Genomic DNA, 18599 nt, shown 5'->3' with positions numbered 1-18599 from the left:
GTTCCAGCAGTAGAATCCCCGGAAGTAGAGGTCGGGCGAGCCGTTCGCCAGCTTGCCCGCTTCAATCGGATTGCGATCGTCGACCAGGAACAAGAAGACATCGCGGTCCGAGGCGTAGAGCGTGGTCGTGTCGCGACTTATTTCGACATCGGGGTTGTAGACCCCAGTCGACCAATCCAGCACACCCGGCACCTTCCAGCGCGTATCGCCCGTGCCATTGCCTGCGATGCGCTGCACCGCCTCGACAAGCTCGAAGTCATGGATGCGACCGTAGTCTGGACCGGTCACGGCGCGCAGTTCCGTGCGGCCATCCTCGGTCTCGAAGGTCTTCACCTGCTCGGCGCGGTGGTTGGTCAAACCGTATTGCAGGTTGATCCCCGCCAGAGGCGCGGGAAGCTGCCGCAGGTAGGATGCCGGGGCACCGACGATGCTCGCAAGCTGGCCGAAGGCCCAGTGCGTGGGCGCGACCGGCTCATGCGCTTTCGGCAGGACCAAGTGCAGCCGCTCTGCACTGTCGCGCGCGGCCTCGACCCTGATATCGGCGGTCTGTACCACCCGGCTGCGGCTGCGCTCAGAGCGACCCTTCACATTGGCCCATAGATCGTCGAGCGAGAGATACCGCTCGTCATCCGGCCGGTTGAACCATTCGGACGACACCCGCCCGTTCCGCTCGCCCCGGCTTACATCCACTTTCCAGCCACCAGCCCGCGCCGGCTGAACCGGATCCAGAACTTCCACAACGCCCATCGGCATTCCTCCGTGACAGGCGCTGGGAGCCACTCTCCCAGCCTTCAACCTGTCACCGGGAAACCGGCACTCCTTTCACTCTCGAAAGATGCTTAGAAGGCAGAAATGCGGACAATCGTAGTTCCGGGCAATCATCAGCCGTCGTCGTCTTTTCTGGAAACCCGCCCAAGTCTTGAGAGCATACGTGCCCACTCATCTACATCGGTGGAGAGCCGAGCTGCGGGTTCGGAACGTGGCTTGTGGGTCTTTTTGGCTGATTGCGAAACCGAATTGCCAGACAGGGTTCCAGATGAACGTGGGCGCTTCTTGGCGCGTGCATGTGGTTGCGGTTTCCGAGCCTTCTGAGGTTTGCTACCTGCGGTTCGTTTCTTTTGCCTAACCGGTTTTTCTTGGGAGACGCCGGATAGGGCAATCAGAAAAAAGGCAAGGCGGGGAGTCCAAGGCGAACCATCAGCAGTCACACGGCCTGTTTCATTCAAATAGTGAGAAACAAGTCTGGGCCCCACGATCCCCTTCTTGGCGAAATCTTCGAGTACAGAACGTAGTGTTCCTGACACTTTGGCAGTTCCGCCGCTTCCTGACCCAAAGTGCCTCCTCTCGGATGGCAAAATCTCTGAAACATCACCGGGAATTATGCTAGGGTCGACATCCTTTTCCAGCGCTTCGAAGTCGACCAGCCGATCCCCGTTGACAACGGTAGTATCTTCAAGTGACTGCGGGTGGAGAAATGAGAACGTCTCTTTACGGCGACTGACAAGGTCACCTTCAACCAAAAGCGGCTGGTCACAGTAGATGAAAAAACGATATTTCTGATGATTTTGGCTTGAAAGGTCTTCAACGTGTACTTCCATCCCGAAGTCGGCAAAGTGGACTTCAACCACCACCGCAAGCTTCCAGGAATCTCGTCTCTTTTTCCGACCTACAGGTAGTATTCTCTGGTCGATCTTTTGTTCGGCACTGAGAATATCTTTGATTTCAGCAACTGGTCTTCTGGAGGGGCGAGCACGCACAGAGCCAGAGGCGGGGCGCCCGTTGTCCGTGCAAGGGTGCTTTGCCCAAGGCTTTCCGAGTTCATCAAAGAAGACACGACTACCGTTTTCATTGGCATAAAAATAGACGGGCTGGCCGCAGACTGGGCAGGATGCATTGGGATTAACGAAGCAGCGAGAGTAGCTTGTTGCGCCGTAGCCTTTCAGCGTCTGCGTCGCTTGGTGCTTTTCATACTCGGAATAGGCCGGCCGAAGTGGCTTTATTACTGGCGCAGCGTTGGCGCCTCCACCGTTTCGGTTGCCGCCGCCAACGCACCACCCGCATGTGCACCAAGGGTAATGATTGTGTCCGGTCAATTTGGCACCAATATTCCAATACTAGCTGCAGTGAATTGTCTCAATAACGCACATTTCTGTAGTCCCCTTCCCCAGTTTCTATCAGCCTGGAATCTTCTATCAAGGCGACGTAGCCTTCCACCAAGTCCAATGTTTGGCTTGGGCTGCGAAGCGGACGAATGCGCGTGCAGTTACATCCGTCCCGGCGAGGGCACTTTGTGCTCTAAGCCGCTTCGCGGCAATCCCGCAAACCCGGTGGTCTAACCCGCCGGGCTCGAGGGGAGACCCCGTTCCTCAGAACGGGATCTCGTCGTCGCGGTCGACCAGCTCGGGGTTTTCGTTCTCGGCCGACTTCGGGCGGCTCAGGAAGTCGACCTTCTCGGCGATGATCTCGCAGCCGTAGCGGTCGTTCCCCATGCTGTCGATCCACTTGGTGTAGTGGATGCGGCCGTGGACGAGGACCTTCATCCCCTTTTCGCAATGCTCGGCGACCGTCTTGCCGAGACCGTTGAAGCAGGTGATGCGGTGCCATTCGGTGTCCATGACCCGGTAGCCGTTCTCGTCGCGCATCACACGGCCTTCCGAGAGGCGGGGACGCGAGGTGGCGAGGCTGAAGTTGGTGATCTTGGTGCCGCTCTGGGTGGTGCGGACTTCGGGGGTCTGACCGATGTTGCCGGCGAGGATGACGATGTTCTGCATGATAAGCTCCTGTGTTTCCTGTCTTCGGGACCGTCCCTTCGACAAGACCCTGAAAAAGCCCGTCGGGCGACGCGTGCACGGTGGACAGCATGAACACCGGACACCCCCAGAGGACCGGGGTGGAGCGGGCAGGACGCCAACGGCGGCCAACACGGCCCGGACTGACGCGGGGTTGCGCGCAGGAGACCAAACGGGATTAGGGGATTGTCAGTCGAAGGGATGGCCCAGGAGACAGAGAGATGCGGGGAGCCCATGCCAGACCATGTCCCCTTGCCAATCGGACTGTTTGACCCAAAGCCCAGCACCCCACCAGCGGCCAAAGTGGCTATCACCAGCTCTCGTCGCACTGCCCTTGCCTGCTAGGAAATGCAGGGCCCTGCCGCGACATGCTATAGATACCGGAACATTCAAGACCCGGCACGCACCAATGGCTGATTACAATCTCGCGGCACTGTCGCTCGGCGAGCTGACGAAAATTCAGGAGGACGTCGCCAAGGCGATCTCCACCCATCAAGATTGGCAGAAGGCAGAAGCCCGCGCCTTAGATGAAGCTCTTGCCCAGAACCAGGGCTACTACCTCGCCGAAATTGTCGGCTCCAAAACGAAAACAGCGCATTCGCCAGAAACGGCGAGATACCAGCATTCTGAGCATCCAGCACCCACCTGGTCTGGCTGACGTCGCAAACCGCGGTGGTTCGTGAAGGCGTTGGTGGTCGGCAACATCGCAAGTGAGGCAGCAATACGTTGAGGGAATTAGCGACGCGATGGCCCCTTTTCTGACATCCGCGCGGGGAACTGCTGGTTATCAGTTTCTGTGCGTCTTACCTGACCAAGGCAGCGCCACAACTGGCCGCTTGCCCGCGCCTGCTGGCCATCGTCCACCGGAGCGAACCTCCCGAAACCCTCTATATTTGAAATGACTGGAGCGTACTGCTCGGAGAAAATGAGCAAGCGATGCCTCGGCGTTTGACAGGATGGCCGGGCCGGGCAAACCTCACTTCATTGAGGGAATAGGTAGGGCTGTATGTTAAACGAAAATGCATATCGGGACAGCGTCCGAGAGAGGGACCTGGACAACTTTCTGGTCGAAGAGCTTTCGTCCTCCGACGACTTTCGCGACTGGCTTCTGAGCCGCATCACGGCTGATTTCCTGCCGCCGGAGACCGGAGATATTCGCGTGCGCAAGAGCCCTGTCCGCGCCAGCCTCGACGGTCGGCAAACCGATGTAGAGTTGGGCTGGTTCTCCCGCGGCGATCAGCAAGCCTGTGTGCTACTGGAGAGCAAGGTCGCCGACAACTTCCAAACCGGCCAAGCCGAGTCATATTTCGGCGAGGTCCAGGCGCAGTTACTCAAGCTGGGGCCTAAGAGGGCGGCCGCCGTGCTCGTCGCCCCGGCCGGCAGGATGCCAAGCTTACAGCACAACGGCGCGTTCGCGGCAGATGTCACGATCGAGGAGATCATAGCTTTCCTGGAAAGCCGGCTCGTGGATCTCGACGAAGGGGAGCTGTCTCGGCGGCTATCAGTGAGGATCGAACTCCTGGAGGCCCTGGCCGGGAAACGGGCGTCGGGTGGCTGGGTGGCGAGCACAGTGGCCGAGAAGAAGGACTTCGGGATCGCCTACGAGCAGTTGGCATCGGAAATCCTGCCCGATTTGAAAGTTCGGCCTTCGACTGATGGCCCCAAGGCGACCACACGCATCTTCGAAGCAATGCATATCTCGGCGCTTCCCAACATGAGGCTACGGCACAAATTTGGAAAACAAGAAGCCTGGAAGTACACTAACGTCCAGTTCCCGAAGCAGGCAAATCGAGTCGCGGTGTTGCGTTCAAGCGCGCTGCTGCAGGGGACCTCTTATCAAGTGGAAACCGCAGGGCAGAGCCTCTCCATTCGCGCCAGGACGCCCGGCGTGAACCCGATGCGCCCCTTCGAGGACGAACAAGACAAGGTCGAGGCGGGTCTCATCGCGACCCGGGACCTTTTGGCATGGATCCGGGCCAATGCGGCCGAGATCGCGCGCCTTCTTGAGACCAACTGAGCCGTCTCCACCGTCGCTTGGTCAGTCGTTTTCGCGCAAACGCTCGACATAGGAGGGAACACGCGCGATGGAGAGGTCACGATGGAAGGCAATGCGATCAGGGAGCATCACGGTTCACACCGGGTCGCATACCGACGTTCTTAGGATCGGCATCGCCGATCTCTTTGTCGGTGATAGGACAAGGGGCGCACCTGCGCCGCGCACGGGGCCCAAAGGAGGTGAGGCCAAGGCCTCACCCGAAGGGATCGTATTCCGAGACGATCACGACCTCGTCTCCGTCGATTTCATCAGCGGGGACGGCGCCATAGGTTCCATCACCGGCCTGGAAGACGACGATCGAGACCATGAGCGTGGCGGCGAGAGAGGCGGCGAAGGCGTGAGCATCTTTGCGGGACATCTGTTTGGCTCCTGTCTTGGAGGCGGAGGACCATCCCCCGCGCGACAGGACCCCGCAGGCCCGAAGACTGGCTGACATCACCGGGTGCGTTCGGCTCGTCCGAATCCACCCGGCGGCACGGGCTCGCCCGTAGTCCGACCCCTCGCGGGTTGATCTCGAAGACGGGATTCGGGGCAAGGAAGGGAATGGCGAGCGGGGGATGGTGCGACCGCTGAATGGAGCCGTATGTTCCGCTGATGCTATCGCTGCCAGCCTCCCGGGCAGGCTTTTCAAGGAAGACCTCATTCCGTGTTGGATTGGATCCTATGGTGCCCCGCGATCTCGCGGGACAGGGTCGTGATGGGTGAGAGGCCCGGGCTTGGGCGGACCCCTTTGATTCTACATAGGCTCAGGCGGCAAGCTCCGCGCCCCCTGCCCTATCGCCGTCCTCTTTGCCAACGATTTCGAGCCGCGCGTTGCGATAGGCTTCCCTGGCGATCCAGAGCTCGGCAGCCGTGACGGACTCGGCCAGATGCAGCAGCTCCGTGCAACCGCCGAAATCCAGCACGACGCGCACCTGTCCGGGCTTCGGCTCCTCAGCCACTTCGAATGTCAACGCACTGTCAGCCGAATGAGTCCGCATGATGGTGACAAGAATGACCCCGTCGGAAGAGAAGTTCCCCTCGTGCAGCGTGAACGACGCCGGCGCCGTCCAGGTCGGATAGGGTCGCGGCGGCTCCTTCTTGACGAGACGGCCGACGCCGTTCGAGCGCTCCCAGGCCGCGAGCTTCTTTGTGAACCGGGCGGGCGGTTTCGTTGTGCTATCGGTGTAGCGAATGAGCGCGCCCAGGGGCGCGGTTTCGAGAATGGTGGTTGCAGACATGATTCCTCATCCTGAATGCGTCATTTTGCATTCATCTTATTGATATTGTTGTATTTTAAGTGATTGAGGGCGGGTTTCCCCGCCCTCGGATGGCGCGGATCACTCGGCAGCCATCATCGACGCATCATCACCCGGCAGGTCAGCGGTGAGGAAGGCGGGAAGGTCGACATCCTCGGTCTGACTGGCGTCGGAAACGGGCTCAGGCGCCCCCTGCCCTTCCGCACCGTCGAGTGCTACCAGGTCGTGACGGCGAAGAACCTCTGGCAACCAACCGCTGCCTTTCAGCAGACGCTCGGCTTCGGTCGCCATCTCGCCCTTCTTCAGGTGATCGAGGAGTTGCGCCGTCCCCTCCCCTTTAGCCTCACGCACGGCCTCGAGGATCCGGACCTTTGGCACGCGGTTCAGGTAGGTATCGACCGTCGGCTCCCAACCCGCCTCGACCATGTCGAGATCGACCGCCTGTGCGACCAAGTCGGACTGGGCCATCCGCTTGGTCAAACCGCTGGCGGAGATACCGGCACCATAGGGGTTCACCTTCTCATGGAGCGCGTTGATCCCGAAGCTGAGACAATGCGCGAGCAGGGACAGTCGGCTCACCTGATCGAGGGAAGCCAGGTAATCCCAGAGAGCGGCATCGTCGCCGAGCGGCAGATCGGCCTCCCACTCCGTGTGGCGATCGTCGACCAGCTTGGCCACCACGCTATCCTTCAGATCGCTCGCCTGCGCCGACATATAGACGTGACGGACCGAAGCCTCGAGGCAGCTGCCGGCCGAACTGGACGTCCGGAAGGTGTCATTGACGAGCTTCAGGAGCAGCAGAGTCAGCGCGACATCAGGAGAACGCCCGACAGCTTCGCGCAGTGCCAATGTCCGGTGCGCCGTCAGCTCCAAAACCAGCCGCTCAGGCAAGGGCTTCAACGCGCCATCGTCCTCGTCGTCGGGCATGTTCGCGCCAAGCGCCTGACCAGCAGAGGTGATCACCGTGCGATGGCCGACACCATCCGCGCTGCTCGACGCTGACAGCTCAACGCCCTGCCCGTCTGCTGTCTGTTCACCGCTGTGGACGTCGGTATCTTGCCGAGGTTCATCCTCGGGCCGCACAAAGCCCCGATAGACGGCAAGCTCGCCATAGCGATCAAGCGTCACAAAGGCCCCTGCCCGCGCGATCTCCTCCGCGTCGAAGATCAACGGCCGAGCCTCGAGCTTCTCCATCGCGACTTCCAACGCGCCAAGACGCGCGTCGATCTCTTCGGGGAATTCGTCCTGGCCCTCGTATTCCTCTTCGAGCGCCCGGTACTCGGCAAGCAGCTTGGCATGGGCCGCGCCTTCGTCATCTGTCATCGGCGCTGGATCTCCGTTCAGCCGCCGCAATCCGTGGCTGTAGCCATAGGGCAGGTCGAGCGAAACCTCGATCCATTTCCAACCTTCGGTCGCGATGGCCTCGGCTTCAGCCTGAAGCTTCTCGCTGACCAGGCGATCGAGCAGGGCCGGGTCTTCCAGCCAGCCGCCGTCATCGCCCTGGAAGAGGTCGTGCAACATGGTGCCGCCAGCAGCCTCATAGGCATCGGCGCCGACAAAGACGGCACGACGATCGGAGGCCCGCACCGAGGTTTCGGTCAGCATGCGTCTGATCTGATAAGGCTCCTTGTTCCAGGACGACTTGATCGCATCCCAGACCTGAACCTGGCGCTCATGATCCGGATTGACCGTGAAGGCCATCAGCTGCTCCAGCGTCATTTCATCCTCGGCATAGAGCTCAAGCAGGGCAGGGGCCACGGCGGCGAGTTTCAGGCGCTGCTTGACCACCTGCGGGGTGACGAAGAAGGCGGCTGCGATCTCTTCATCGCCCTGACCCTTCTCCCGCAGCGCCACGAAGGCGCGGAACTGATCAAGCGGGTGCAGGGCTGCACGCTGCATGTTCTCAGCGAGCGAATCGTCTTCGGCGAGGATCGCAGAATTGGCATCCCGCACGATGCAGGGAATGGGCGTCGTCTTGGCCAAGCGTTTCTGTTTAACCAGGAGAGACAGGGCCTGGAAGCGCCGACCGCCAGCGGGGATTTCGAACTTGCCGGTCTCGGAGCCATCATCCGCCAGAACGGGTCGAACGCTCAGGCTCTGCAGCAACCCGCGGCGGGCGATGTCTTCGGCCAGTTCCTCGACCGAGATGCCGGCCTTGATGCGCCGGACGTTTGACTGGCTCAGCACGAGCTTGTCGAAGGGAATGTCCCGGGACGGGGACAGGGTGACTTTCTGGGCAGATTTCGCCATGAGATCTTCTCCACGACGGGCGCCGGAAGCCACTCTTCCGATCTCACTTCCCGTCACCCCTCAAACCAACAAACCTTTCCCTCTCCTGTTCTGACGCTCCCGAGACAGGACCTTAACAGCTGTTAAGTCGTCAGTCCCGAGGTGGCGGAACAGTACGCAGTCTCTCAACCTTAACAGCTGTTAAGCTGCAGATCGTCGTCCAATCAATGCCATGACCATCGGCCCACAGGAAAACTCACCGGCCACAGCTTTGGCAGTCAGAGCTCGCAAGTATCCACCAGGCGATCTGATGTCCTCAAAGCGTTCCAGCATGGCAGAAACAACGATCGACGCTTGCTCCGGACCCATGAACCGCTGCGCTTCTTCCCATGCAGATGCACTGATCCCCATGGCTGGTCGCACATGGCATGCCGCATCGAAAAGCTGGTGCCAATGCCGGATTTCGCCTTGGTAGAAGGTCTTGAGCGAGGGACATGCCGCGATCACCAGGTGCAGCGGGATCTTTGGCAGGTGTCTTGTGTCCTGTTCATCGACGTCAGCCACGGGCTCATCCCTGTCCACATCTGGCACGCCGGCCGCCGCCCCGCTTTTTTCTAAAGCAGGTTCAAGATCTATAGATTCTTTATTTGAATTATGATGGTGACGCTCAGATCGGGCATCATTGGTGTTCATTTCTTCTGTTCTAGAGCCATCAATGATGTTGCGTGCCTGGTCGAGGAGAGCTTCAAGATCGGCTCGATAGGCCACGAGATCCTCAATTGAAAGCTTGCGGCGAAGCGCGCGCGCTGTGAGGATAGCCTTGTCACGAAGCTGGTCCCAGATGCCTAGGCCTGGCTGCATCTCGTCTCCGAACTCCGCGAGAGCCGCGAGATCACGCCGCATGAGGCTTACAACCTCTCTCAGACGCCTGACGCGCTCCTCAGCCTCACGTACGGCCTCTGCGGCCCGTGCTATCTCCTCGGATTGGCAGTAGAGCGGGGAAAGATCGAAGCCAAAGGCGACGCGCTCTTCGCCGTGCTTGCGAACGTAGCGCTTTCCATTGGGGCTATCACGCCGCTGGAGCAAACCAGCATCGACAAGACGCGCGAGGTGACGACGCATCGTGGAGCAGGGCATACCATTCAGGCGCTCACAGATCGCCTTGTTCGAGGGGAAGACTACCATCTCGGCGTTCCCGCCAAGTGCATCGTTTGGAAAGAAGCTGAGGAGCCCCTGCAAAACAGTCAGATCACGTTCTGACACGCCGAAGGCCGCTTGCGCCTTCGAGAGCTCGCGCAGGAGTTCCCACTTGTTGACGGGTCTACCCGGAACAGATGCCTCGGGTCGCTCGATCACGCGCAGATGGGCGTGCGAGATCGGCCGCATAAACGGCGAAATCGGTGTGTAATCCATGAAAACGTTCACGAAGGCAAAATTTCTACGGCCCGCGAATCGCTTTGCGCTTGCGGGGTAGGGGCCAGAACGCTACATTCAGAAGTGCGAAAACTGAGATTTTGTAGCGGGCTGATCCCGGTGCGAAACCTTACAAAGGTCTCGTGAAGCTAGCTTCTCGGGGCCTTTTTCTTTTTTGCCTGTATCGTGCCTCCTTCTTGTTGGTTGCTCTTCCTCAGTCTTCTGAACGCTTCCAGCGCTCATGAAGCTCGGTAATCAGCTTTGAGGCATTGCCCTCCAACCAGCTGACAAATTCAGGTTCATCCGTAGTCAGATCGAGTTTTAGCTGCTTGCCTTGGCGACCGGTCTTGACTGTCGCAGCTCCGACACCGGGGATCGCCAAAGCAGGCGCGCCCTTGCGAGGCGGACTTGCTTTCCTCTCCGCGCTCTTCGCAGCTTCCAGAACTGCGAGAAACGCACGATCAGAAACCTCATCGACCGAGCCGGAACTTTCGGACTTAGCTGTATGAGCTGCGGCTTGCAGTTGGTCTCGATCACCGTCGTAGGCACCCAAGGCCTTTTTGAGTTCTTCCCATCTTGGGCGACCAATCCCAGGAGCTGCACCAATTGCCTGGATGAGTTCCTCGCCGACCGTCCGAACGACACTCAAGAGTTGTGAAACCCCAGCTTCGTGGAGGTTAAGGACTTCGGCGACACCTCGATTGGTGCGCTCAGCCCCTTCCAAATGGTCACCGTCCAGAAGCGCCGTTGCAACAAGCGCACGTTCAATAAAGCTCAGATCACGACGCTCTTGGTTCTCGAGAAGCTGATCTCGAAGCGCTTGATCACCCTCAACTTCCGTGACGATGGCTCGAACTTTGATGCCGAGTTCGCGACATGCTTCTAGGCGCCTGCGGCCATAGATCAGGTTGTAGCGATCGCCTTCCAGTGGGCGGACCAAAACAGGCACCCGCTGACCGTTCTTGGAGATAGAGTTCTTCAGGCCCTCAACTTCAATCTGAAGCCTGTCATCCAACCGTCCTTCGGTAACAATCTGCGCCGGATCGATCTCAAATACACCGCCACGCAGTCGGCGCCCTTCAAGAGCGTCAGGAGCGTTGCGAAGGGTCTGCAGCGGCAGGCCGAGTTTAGGCTTTCTTGCCATTCCGCCCCCATGTGTTCTGGATGATTTCAGCGATCTCATCGTTGACTGCGTTCATGGATTCGATCGCACGATCAAACGTCTGACGCGTGAAGTCCTTTTTGTCAGCTTCGTAGAGCGTTTGCTTGGTCAAGCCGGCATCAGAAATTGCGGTCGATTCAACCATGTGATTGGTCAGGACCGACCTCCCAAACAGCCCGCGAATGAAAGCGATGACTTCGGTTTGTGGCGCGTCGCCGACTTTGTATCGCGTTGGCAAAAAGCGCAGCCAATCGAAGCGCAGATTTGCGCCTGCATCCCTGATCACTCCCAGGAGATCCGCAGTCATTCGCAGGAATTGGGACATCGACATGAGGTCAAGCATCTGCGGGTGAACCGTCACGAGAACACCCGAGGACGCGGAAAGTGCTGACATCGTCAAGAAACCAAGCTGCGGCGGGCAGTCGATCACAACAACGTCGTAGTTTGCTTCAACACTGTCGAGAGCATCATGAACTCTCGCAAAGAACGCCTTCGCTCCTCCTCGCTGGATAGCAGCAGGCGTCTCGTGCTCGAACTCCATGAGTTCAAGGTTGCCCGGGATGAGATCAAGGCCGCGGATGTAGGTCTTGCGGATCACTTCGTCGATCGGAACCGGATCGTCGTAGCGAACGGCATCATAGAGGGTCCCGCCCTCCATAAGGTCAAGTTCCGGCTGGATTCCATGAAGAGCTGAAAGGGATGCTTGAGGGTCGAGATCGATCGCAAGAACCCTGTACCCCTTAAGCGCCAAGCGTTGAGCGAGGTGAGCAGACGTCGTCGTCTTGCCTGACCCGCCCTTGAAGTTCACCACTGAAACGACTTGAAGCTCGTCACCGTCGCGACGTCCAGGCACGTAAGTTCCAGACTTCTTTGCATTTCCTTCAAGGGTCTGACGGATTTCCCATATATCGTCGAGGGTATAGCGGCGATGACTTCCAGCCGTCGTCTCGACGTCAACGATCTTTCCTTCTCGATGAAGCTTACGAAGATAGGTATGATCGACGCCAAGGAGTTCAGCAGCTTCGCCGCTAGTCAAAGTGCGCATCACCTTCTTTGCATCCGGCGGGAAGTGGGCAGCGCGCTGAGCATGCAGGTTCGACGCGAGAAGTTCCGCGTAGTGCCCGATGGCGATGTCTAGATCCTGCTCTACTTCGCTCATGTCTGCCCCGATCCGTGGGCGCGTTTTTTATGTGACCGCGCGTTATTTTTCGAGACTATTGCCCGACCAACCAGATTCGTGCAAGCACTTTCTAGATTTAGTGGCAATCGGTTAGGCCAACACAAGTGTGATCCTCAGAGGAGCCCCAGCTTTTCAGCACGCTCCAGCAGCATTCTGACTGAGGAAGGCTGCCAGCTGGTGCGACCGCGAGGGGTGCGCTCACGCATGGATTCCAGTCGGTCGCAGATTGCCTGCAAGGTGATCTCGGGGTCAGCACCTTTGATTGCGGCGACAATCGCAGGCAGGCGATCGTCGGTTTCGCGACGTCCAGCGCGTCCAAGCACTTCAGCGGGCAGGAATCCGTCCGCCACGTATGCCTTCACGGCGCGGAGCAGGCGGCTTTGCGTCCAGCGCCGATCATGGGGCAGGGGGCCATTGATGATCTGCAGGACGTCTTCCCAAGCCATATCGGGGCGCAAACGGCGCACATGGGGCACCCAATCCTGCGCAGTTTCGTTCAAGCGCTCCATGTAGCCGTCCTGTCGCGCCAGCCGCACCTTGCGCAGCGCAGCGGGATCCTTGGCGCGCAGCCCAGGATTGCCACCAACGCGCCCTTTGGCGCGCGCAGAGGCAAGCCCGGCCTTTGTGCGCTCACGTATTAGCGCGCGCTCGAACTCGGCCGCGGCGCCCAGAACCTGCAATGTGAACTTGCCCTGCGGGGAAGCGGTGTCGATGGGGTCCAGCAGGGAGCGGAAGAAAGCTCCCTTGGCCTCCAGACGTTCGATCACCTCCAGCAAGTGCGACAGAGACCGCGCAAGCCGGTCGATCCGCACAACGACCAGCGTGTCGCCGCTCTGGACGCGTTCGAGCACGCGTGCCAGCACCGGTCGCGCGCGATTGCCGCCCGAGGCGTGCTCTTCAAAGATCTCGACGCAACCCGCAGTTTGCAGGGCTTCTGACTGGGGCAGGGGGGTCTGATCCTCGGTGGAGACGCGCGCATAGCCAATCAGGGGCATGAAACTGGGCCTTTTGCAATTTAATATATCGCCAATAAACGACCGTTTGTAAACGAATGCAAGCAGGTGCTCTCTCGTCGCGCTCGTCCAAAAACCCTTGGTTTCCTTGCGCTGAGCGCGATCTGAGAGGTTTCACCGGCAGTCGCGCGCGCATACTATATAAAGAGCGAAGGCAACCGCCACAAAATCACTTGGGTAATGTGCAAAAGAACAGTATTTTGCACATATGAAGACCCAAGCATCCGCTTTAACTGATGATTTCAATAACCCCCTCATCACCATCGAGGAGGATGAAGAGGCTCTCGAAGAGGATCTCTGGTTTCTGCCGGGACCATTCGAAGAAGAACCATATGATTTGCCTCCCGGGCCGCGAGCGGAACCGCCGGACACTGCCGTCATCGAAGACTGGGCAAAGGCAGAAGGCGTTCACGCTGCGCGACTGGCACGGGTTGCTGGACGCTTGGGTGCTCTGGACGACCGGCTGCTGCGTGGCCCGGAAGGCTGGCGGCATCGCCTCGCTTTGATCGAGGCGGCGGACCTTAGCTGGTTCGCAGGGGATCGGGTGAGTTCTGATCGTCTGGCGCTTTGGATATCGATGCGGCTGTCAGGTGCACAGGATGACCCTAATGCCCTGGCAAGAGTTGGATGGGCTGTTCGGCGCCTGACAGGCGGTCCCGGACCAAAGGGTGACTTGGCCGCCTTCCTAGATCGCCGCGATCCCGAGAACATTGAAGACAGCACTGAGCGTTTCGAAGATCGCGCGGGCGGATGGCTGGACGTAATGGCAGCTGCATGTGATTTCCACCCAATCACGCGGGCTTGCATGGGCTTTCATCTCTGGAGCCTGGCGGGCCTCGGACAGCACGGCGACCGTATGGAAGCCGCAGTCACCGCGTCCAGGATCGCGGCCAGCGACGGAAGCGGCGCCATCTTCGCACCGCTCGCTATGGGCGGGGCAGGGGGGCTGCGTGTCTCGGGCTCGCCAACCGAACGCTTGGCCCGCTGGTTGGATGGGATGAACAACGGGATTTTAACGGCGATGCGAACACTTGATGGTATTGAAGCGTGGACCGGGCGAGCAGAAAGCGTCATGGCGCAATTGTCTGGCCGCACGCCGGTCGCCTTGCGAAAAACTTTCTCTGAGTGGCCCTTGGTGTCCGCCCCAATGGCTGAGGCCATGACCGGAGCTAGTCGCGCCGCGGTTCAGCGCAATCTGACGCGGATGGAAGAAAGCGGTTTGATCCGTGAGATGACGGGGCAGGCGCGGTTTAAGATGTGGAAAGCTGATGGCGTATAGACTGTCCAGTGATGGATGGTCGCGATTAGCGCTGCTTTTCAGAGGTTTACGTGACAGCGTGTGCAGTGATGTTCATGTTTCGATCGCGCAGTTTCGTGTCCCGTCGCACTTGTCGCAACCCGCCCTCATGAGCGGAGTCACGTACGATCATTTAGCCCGCAGGCGAATAAAATGACCTCGTTTGGGCGCTGACCTCTCAGGCATCGGCGCGCCCGAAAAGAAGCAGGGTTAATGAGGCCGAGGCGCATCATTCTCGTTCTCGCGACGGTCTGGCTAAGCGGCGGCGCGACGGGCGCTTCTGACTGATATCGGCACAGGGCGTGTCCGCCCGCCGTCGAGTACAGCTGGGAGTTCCAGATGCGGGCTGCCGAGGAACCTACTTTGATGCCAGAGGAGTCGGCGGCTGTGGAGATGCTGAGCGACTACATCGTGATGCGGGAACAGGTGCGGGCGTACCCCAGACCATGAAACCATGTGCCGGGCATCAATGATGGTCGATCCGAGGAGGTGTCAGGCAGCCTCATAGCGGGCGAACACCTCTGTCGTACCGTCGCGCTGGATCAGGAACACGTCGTAGGCTTCGCGCGCGCTCTCCGGCCCCATCCCCGGCGAGCCATAAGGCATGCCCGGGACGGCCAGACCGACCGCATTGGGCCGCTCTGCCAGGAGACGCCGAATATCCGTGGCAGGGACGTGCCCCTCGATCATGTAGCCATCGATCCGGGCCGTGTGGCAGGACACCATCTCTTGCGGGATCCCGTTGTCGGACTTGTACCGCATCAGCAGCGTTCCGAAGCTGTTCTCGGTGGTAACCTCGAAGCCGTGGCTTTCCAGGATCTCGATCCAGGCGGAACAGCAGCCGCAGTTCGGATCCTTCAGAACATGTACCGCCGGTCCGGCGGATTGGGCCAGCGATACCTGTGGGGCTGCTGCAAGGAGCGCCGCGCCGCCGACCAGCACTTCGCGACGGGTAGGTCTTTCGTGGTTCATGCCGTTCTCCTTTACCAAATGGAAACTGATATAGGGCTGTCGGTCTCAAAGGTCGATCCGCCTGAGGCGCAGCGCGTTGGTGATGACAGATACCGACGACAGACTCATAGCGGCGGCGGCGATCATCGGCGACAGCAACAGGCCGACAAACGGATACAGAACCCCGGCGGCGATGGGCACGCCCGCGGCGTTGTAGACGAAGGCGAAGAACAGGTTCTGCTTGATGTTCCTCAGTGTCGCCACCGCCAGCTTCCGCGCCCGGACAAGCCCCACGAGGTCGCCGCGCATGAGCGTGATCCCCGCGCTTTCCACCGCCACATCGGCCCCGGTGCTCATGGCGATACCGACGTCGGCCGCAGCCAGCGCTGGGGCGTCGTTCACGCCGTCGCCGGCCATCGCAACGGAGGCGCCCGTCGCGCGCAGCTCTTCGACGAGTTTCTGCTTGTCCTCCGGCAGGACGCCCGCGCGCACCTCGTCGATGCCGAGCTTGCCAGCAACCGCCTGTGCGGTGCTTTCGTTGTCGCCGGTGGCCATGATGATCTTGAGGCCGAGAGCGTGAAGGTCGCGGATCGCGGCCGCCGTCGTCTCCTTGATCGGGTCGGCCACGGCGACGATCCCGGCCAGAGCGCCATCGACGGCGACGAACATCGCGGTCTTGCCATCGGCGCGGAGCGTATCGGCGTCCGCCTCGGCCTCGTCCGTCGCAAGACCGAGATCCGACATCATGGCGGCATTGCCGAGCGCGACTTTGCGCCCCCCGACCGTGCCGTGCACGCCCTTGCCGGTCACGGCCTCGAAATCCTCGGCTGTACCGAGCGACAGGTCGCGGTCCTTGGCGCCGGCCACGATCGCCTCGGCGAGCGGATGCTCGGAGCCACGCTCGAGCGCTGCGGCGAGGGCCAGTACCTCCGCCTCGTCGCCCTGAAGCGCCACCACGTCGGTCAGACGCGGCTTGCCTTCGGTCAACGTTCCGGTTTTGTCGACGATCACGGTATCGACCCGAGCCATGCGCTCCAACGCCTCGGCGTCCTTGATGAGGACCCCGGCCTGCGCGCCGCGCCCGGCGGCGGTGGTGATCGAGATCGGCGTGGCAAGCCCCAGAGCACAGGGACAGGCGATGATCAGGACCGACACGGCCGAGGCGATGGCGAAGGCCAGCGCCGGTTCGGGCCCGGCCCAGAGCCAGACGACGAAGGCGACGATGGCCACCAGAACCACGGTCGGCACGAAAATCGAGGACACCTTATCTGCCAGACCCTGGATCGGTGCCCGCGAGCGCCGCGCCCCTGCAACCATCTCGACGATCTGCGAGAGGACCGTTTCGGCACCGACTTTGGTCGCGCGAACAGCAAGCGTCCCGTTCTTGTTGATCGTACCGCCGGTGACGCGGTCGCCTTCGACCTTCTCAACCGGTATCGACTCGCCCGTGATCATGCTCTCGTCGACCGAGGAGCGGCCTTCGACTACGTCGCCGTCCACCGGCACGCTGTCGCCCGGTCGGACCCGCAAGAGGTCGCCTTCCACGATGTTCTCGAGCGGTGCGTCATATTCCGAGCCGTCCGGTAGGATGCGCCGTGCGGTCTTCGGCGCCAGATCCAGAAGTGCGCGGATCGCATCGCCCGTCCGCTCCCGCGCGCGCAATTCGAGCACCTGACCCAAGAAGATCAGCGCGACGATCACGACGGCGGCCTCGTAGTATGTGCCAACGCCATGGCCCATTCGGTACGCGTCGGGGAACATACCTGGCGCAAAGGTCGCGACCAGCGAGTAGAGATAGGCAGCACCCACGCCAAGTGCGATCAGCGTCCACATGTTCGGAGAGGCATTGCGGAAGGAGTCGATGCCGCGCCGGAAAAACGGCAGCGCCGCCCAGAGGACGATGGGCGTCGCCAACACGAACTCCACGTAGCTCGCCGTCTGGTGTCCGATCCAGTCGCGCACCGGCAGCGCCACCATTTCGCCCATGGTGAGCACGATAAGCGGCACCGCCGCCGTCGCCGAGATCCACATGCGGCGGGTGAAGTCGACAAGTTCGTGGCTCGGCTCGTCCGACGGCACCATCGGCTCCAGCGCCATGCCGCAGATCGGGCAACTGCCCGGCGCGTCGCGGACGATCTCGGGGTGCATCGGGCAGGTGTATTGCGTCCCCGGCAGCGCCTGCTGCCCTGTCTTCTTGGCGTTTCCGGAGGCGTAGAAATGCGGGTCTGCACCGAACTTTTCCTGGCAACCGGCCGAGCAGAAGTAAAACGTCTCGCCGCCATGGACGCGGCTGCGGGTGCCCTCCTTGATCTCGACGGTCATTCCGCAGACCGGATCTGTCGCGGTTTCGGCGCCCGGAGCGATGTCGGGCGCGGCATGATGACGATCGTGCTCCATGTTCCGTCTGCCTTTTGTAATTCGTTTCAGCTTGCGGCCTCCAGCTGTTGGAAGCTCAAGTCCCTTCTCGATGTTGATCGCGAGCGCCTGCTTCAGGCGTTCTCCGCATGGCGGCCCAAAGCAGCGGAAGGCCTGTCACGAGCCCGAGGCCGAGCACTGCCCAGGTCGCTCGGCCAAGGTCTCCGCTGACCGCCTCGCCTCCGAAATGCGCGAGCAGGAAGCTTGCCGGAATGATGCCGGCCAGCGTGGCGAGGGCGAACCGCCAGACGTGCAGGCGGCTGAGGCCCGCAGCGTAGCTGATCATGTCGAAAGACACGAACGGCATCAGGCGGCTGGCGAAAACCGTCGCGGTCAACGCGGTCTGCGAGCCGAGCAGCCCGGCATCGACGCGGTCACCAAAGGTCCGCCGCAGGACATCATGCCCCAGAACCCGTGCGAGACCGAAGGCGATCAGTGCCCCGAGTTCCGCGCCGATGACGACCTGCACGGTTCCCCAGAGATGTCCGTAGGCCGCTCCGGCCGCCAGTGCGATCGGCGCGCTCGGGATCGGGCTGGCCACGACCGCAAGGGTCATGAGCGTGACGATCAGGACCGGCCCCCAGAGACCCGCGCGCGCCACCAGCATCTCGAGGCGCTCTGGCTCCAGAAGGTCGCGTGCCTCGCTGAACACCGAAGGCGCGAAGTGCCAGACACCGAGCAGTCCGATCCCGAGAATCGCAAGGCCCGTGAGAATGGAGGCGCGCAGGCTCATCTCAGATTGCCGCGACGGCCTTGGTCAGAAGGTCTCGCACATCGCCCGCGACGGCCGTCAGCTCGGCGTTCTCGATCGCCTGCATCGAAGCCACCGGATCGATGGCGCTGACTTCCACTCCGC

At 60.8% G+C, this 18599-nt stretch carries 16 protein-coding genes and 1 pseudogene; 3 read left to right on the top strand and 14 right to left on the bottom strand.

The genetic code is table 11. The features are described 5' to 3' along the window. The 3 genes and pseudogenes from AC2FL1_RS21610 to AC2FL1_RS21600 all read right to left on the bottom strand — a co-directional run. Positions 1-747, bottom strand: a pseudogene (locus tag AC2FL1_RS21610) (DUF932 domain-containing protein); the annotation flags it as partial. A 134-nt stretch (positions 748-881) separates the two neighbouring features. Beyond that, positions 882-2093, bottom strand: coding sequence for a hypothetical protein (locus AC2FL1_RS21605; protein ID WP_496878279.1), 1212 nt, complete (start codon positions 2091-2093; stop codon positions 882-884). Between the two features lie 273 nt (positions 2094-2366). Next, positions 2367-2771, bottom strand: a complete 405-nt coding sequence (locus AC2FL1_RS21600; RefSeq protein WP_008335991.1) for a single-stranded DNA-binding protein — start codon at positions 2769-2771, stop codon at positions 2367-2369. A 427-nt stretch (positions 2772-3198) separates the two neighbouring features. Here AC2FL1_RS21600 and AC2FL1_RS21595 point away from each other — a divergent pair, with 427 nt between their 5' ends. After that, positions 3199-3447 (top strand): transcriptional regulator, encoded by a 249-nt coding sequence (locus AC2FL1_RS21595; protein WP_411958746.1) that lies wholly within the window; start codon positions 3199-3201, stop codon positions 3445-3447. Positions 3448-3795: 348 nt separating this feature from the next. After that, positions 3796-4806 (top strand): hypothetical protein, encoded by a 1011-nt coding sequence (locus AC2FL1_RS21590; protein WP_496878278.1) that lies wholly within the window; start codon positions 3796-3798, stop codon positions 4804-4806. 232 nt (positions 4807-5038) lie between these two features. Here AC2FL1_RS21590 and AC2FL1_RS21585 read toward each other — a convergent pair whose 3' ends face one another. The 7 genes from AC2FL1_RS21585 to AC2FL1_RS21555 form a co-directional block, all read right to left on the bottom strand. Continuing rightward, positions 5039-5203 carry a hypothetical protein gene (locus AC2FL1_RS21585; RefSeq protein ID WP_009574204.1) on the bottom strand — a complete coding sequence of 55 codons (165 nt, stop codon included), beginning with the start codon at positions 5201-5203 and terminating at the stop codon, positions 5039-5041. Between the two features lie 388 nt (positions 5204-5591). Then, the gene (locus AC2FL1_RS21580; protein ID WP_496878277.1) at positions 5592-6065 is read right to left on the bottom strand and encodes a UCP036055 family protein; all 474 of its coding nucleotides are present in this window, start codon (positions 6063-6065) and stop codon (positions 5592-5594) included. A gap of 99 nt (positions 6066-6164) precedes the next feature. Then, positions 6165-8333 carry a ParB/RepB/Spo0J family partition protein gene (locus tag AC2FL1_RS21575; protein ID WP_496878276.1) on the bottom strand — a complete coding sequence of 723 codons (2169 nt, stop codon included), beginning with the start codon at positions 8331-8333 and terminating at the stop codon, positions 6165-6167. Positions 8334-8513: 180 nt separating this feature from the next. Beyond that, entirely contained in the window at positions 8514-9725 is a 1212-nt protein-coding gene (gene repC, locus AC2FL1_RS21570) for a plasmid replication protein RepC (RefSeq protein WP_496878275.1), read from the bottom strand. A gap of 214 nt (positions 9726-9939) precedes the next feature. After that, complete coding sequence (repB, locus tag AC2FL1_RS21565) at positions 9940-10869, bottom strand: plasmid partitioning protein RepB (protein WP_010138191.1); 930 nt, start codon at positions 10867-10869, stop codon at positions 9940-9942. After that, positions 10853-12046 carry a plasmid partitioning protein RepA gene (repA, locus tag AC2FL1_RS21560; protein WP_080623354.1) on the bottom strand — a complete coding sequence of 398 codons (1194 nt, stop codon included), beginning with the start codon at positions 12044-12046 and terminating at the stop codon, positions 10853-10855. The genes repB and repA overlap by 17 nt, the downstream gene beginning before the upstream one ends. Before the next feature lie 134 nt (positions 12047-12180). Then, positions 12181-13062 carry a recombinase family protein gene (locus AC2FL1_RS21555; protein WP_496878274.1) on the bottom strand — a complete coding sequence of 294 codons (882 nt, stop codon included), beginning with the start codon at positions 13060-13062 and terminating at the stop codon, positions 12181-12183. Between the two features lie 226 nt (positions 13063-13288). Between AC2FL1_RS21555 and AC2FL1_RS21550 the strand changes: the two genes are divergently transcribed. Next, positions 13289-14359, top strand: coding sequence for a hypothetical protein (locus tag AC2FL1_RS21550; RefSeq protein ID WP_496878273.1), 1071 nt, complete (start codon positions 13289-13291; stop codon positions 14357-14359). A gap of 510 nt (positions 14360-14869) precedes the next feature. Here AC2FL1_RS21550 and AC2FL1_RS21545 read toward each other — a convergent pair. The 4 genes from AC2FL1_RS21545 to AC2FL1_RS21530 all read right to left on the bottom strand — a co-directional run. Continuing rightward, the gene (locus tag AC2FL1_RS21545) at positions 14870-15349 is read right to left on the bottom strand and encodes a DUF411 domain-containing protein (protein ID WP_108641799.1); all 480 of its coding nucleotides are present in this window, start codon (positions 15347-15349) and stop codon (positions 14870-14872) included. Between the two features lie 45 nt (positions 15350-15394). Continuing rightward, positions 15395-17725 (bottom strand): heavy metal translocating P-type ATPase, encoded by a 2331-nt coding sequence (locus AC2FL1_RS21540; RefSeq protein WP_496878272.1) that lies wholly within the window; start codon positions 17723-17725, stop codon positions 15395-15397. Between the two features lie 55 nt (positions 17726-17780). Continuing rightward, positions 17781-18476 carry a TVP38/TMEM64 family protein gene (locus AC2FL1_RS21535; RefSeq protein ID WP_496878271.1) on the bottom strand — a complete coding sequence of 232 codons (696 nt, stop codon included), beginning with the start codon at positions 18474-18476 and terminating at the stop codon, positions 17781-17783. A 1-nt stretch (position 18477) separates the two neighbouring features. Then, positions 18478-18599 (bottom strand): DUF302 domain-containing protein (locus AC2FL1_RS21530; protein WP_496878280.1); only part of this gene is annotated, 122 nt, incomplete at its 5' end.

This window comes from Ruegeria sp. YKSF070, from assembly GCF_059612725.1.
The sequence above is the reverse complement of the archived record's forward strand: the minus strand, read 5'-3'. Positions and strand labels throughout refer to the sequence as shown.

Excerpts from the sequence above, each read along its gene's own strand:
- AC2FL1_RS21545 (WP_108641799.1), bottom strand. The coding sequence starts at position 15,349 with ATGAACCACGAAAGACCTACCCGTCGCGAAGTGCTGGTCGGCGGCGCG.
- AC2FL1_RS21595 (WP_411958746.1), top strand. The coding sequence starts at position 3,199 with ATGGCTGATTACAATCTCGCGGCACTGTCGCTCGGCGAGCTGACGAAA.
- AC2FL1_RS21550 (WP_496878273.1), top strand. The coding sequence starts at position 13,289 with ATGAAGACCCAAGCATCCGCTTTAACTGATGATTTCAATAACCCCCTC.
- AC2FL1_RS21600 (WP_008335991.1), bottom strand. The coding sequence starts at position 2,771 with ATGCAGAACATCGTCATCCTCGCCGGCAACATCGGTCAGACCCCCGAA.
- AC2FL1_RS21575 (WP_496878276.1), bottom strand. The coding sequence starts at position 8,333 with ATGGCGAAATCTGCCCAGAAAGTCACCCTGTCCCCGTCCCGGGACATT.
- repB (WP_010138191.1), bottom strand. The coding sequence starts at position 10,869 with ATGGCAAGAAAGCCTAAACTCGGCCTGCCGCTGCAGACCCTTCGCAAC.
- repA (WP_080623354.1), bottom strand. The coding sequence starts at position 12,046 with ATGAGCGAAGTAGAGCAGGATCTAGACATCGCCATCGGGCACTACGCG.
- AC2FL1_RS21540 (WP_496878272.1), bottom strand. The coding sequence starts at position 17,725 with ATGGAGCACGATCGTCATCATGCCGCGCCCGACATCGCTCCGGGCGCC.
- AC2FL1_RS21580 (WP_496878277.1), bottom strand. The coding sequence starts at position 6,065 with ATGTCTGCAACCACCATTCTCGAAACCGCGCCCCTGGGCGCGCTCATT.
- repC (WP_496878275.1), bottom strand. The coding sequence starts at position 9,725 with ATGGATTACACACCGATTTCGCCGTTTATGCGGCCGATCTCGCACGCC.
- AC2FL1_RS21555 (WP_496878274.1), bottom strand. The coding sequence starts at position 13,062 with ATGCCCCTGATTGGCTATGCGCGCGTCTCCACCGAGGATCAGACCCCC.
- AC2FL1_RS21590 (WP_496878278.1), top strand. The coding sequence starts at position 3,796 with ATGTTAAACGAAAATGCATATCGGGACAGCGTCCGAGAGAGGGACCTG.
- AC2FL1_RS21535 (WP_496878271.1), bottom strand. The coding sequence starts at position 18,476 with ATGAGCCTGCGCGCCTCCATTCTCACGGGCCTTGCGATTCTCGGGATC.
- AC2FL1_RS21585 (WP_009574204.1), bottom strand. The coding sequence starts at position 5,203 with ATGTCCCGCAAAGATGCTCACGCCTTCGCCGCCTCTCTCGCCGCCACG.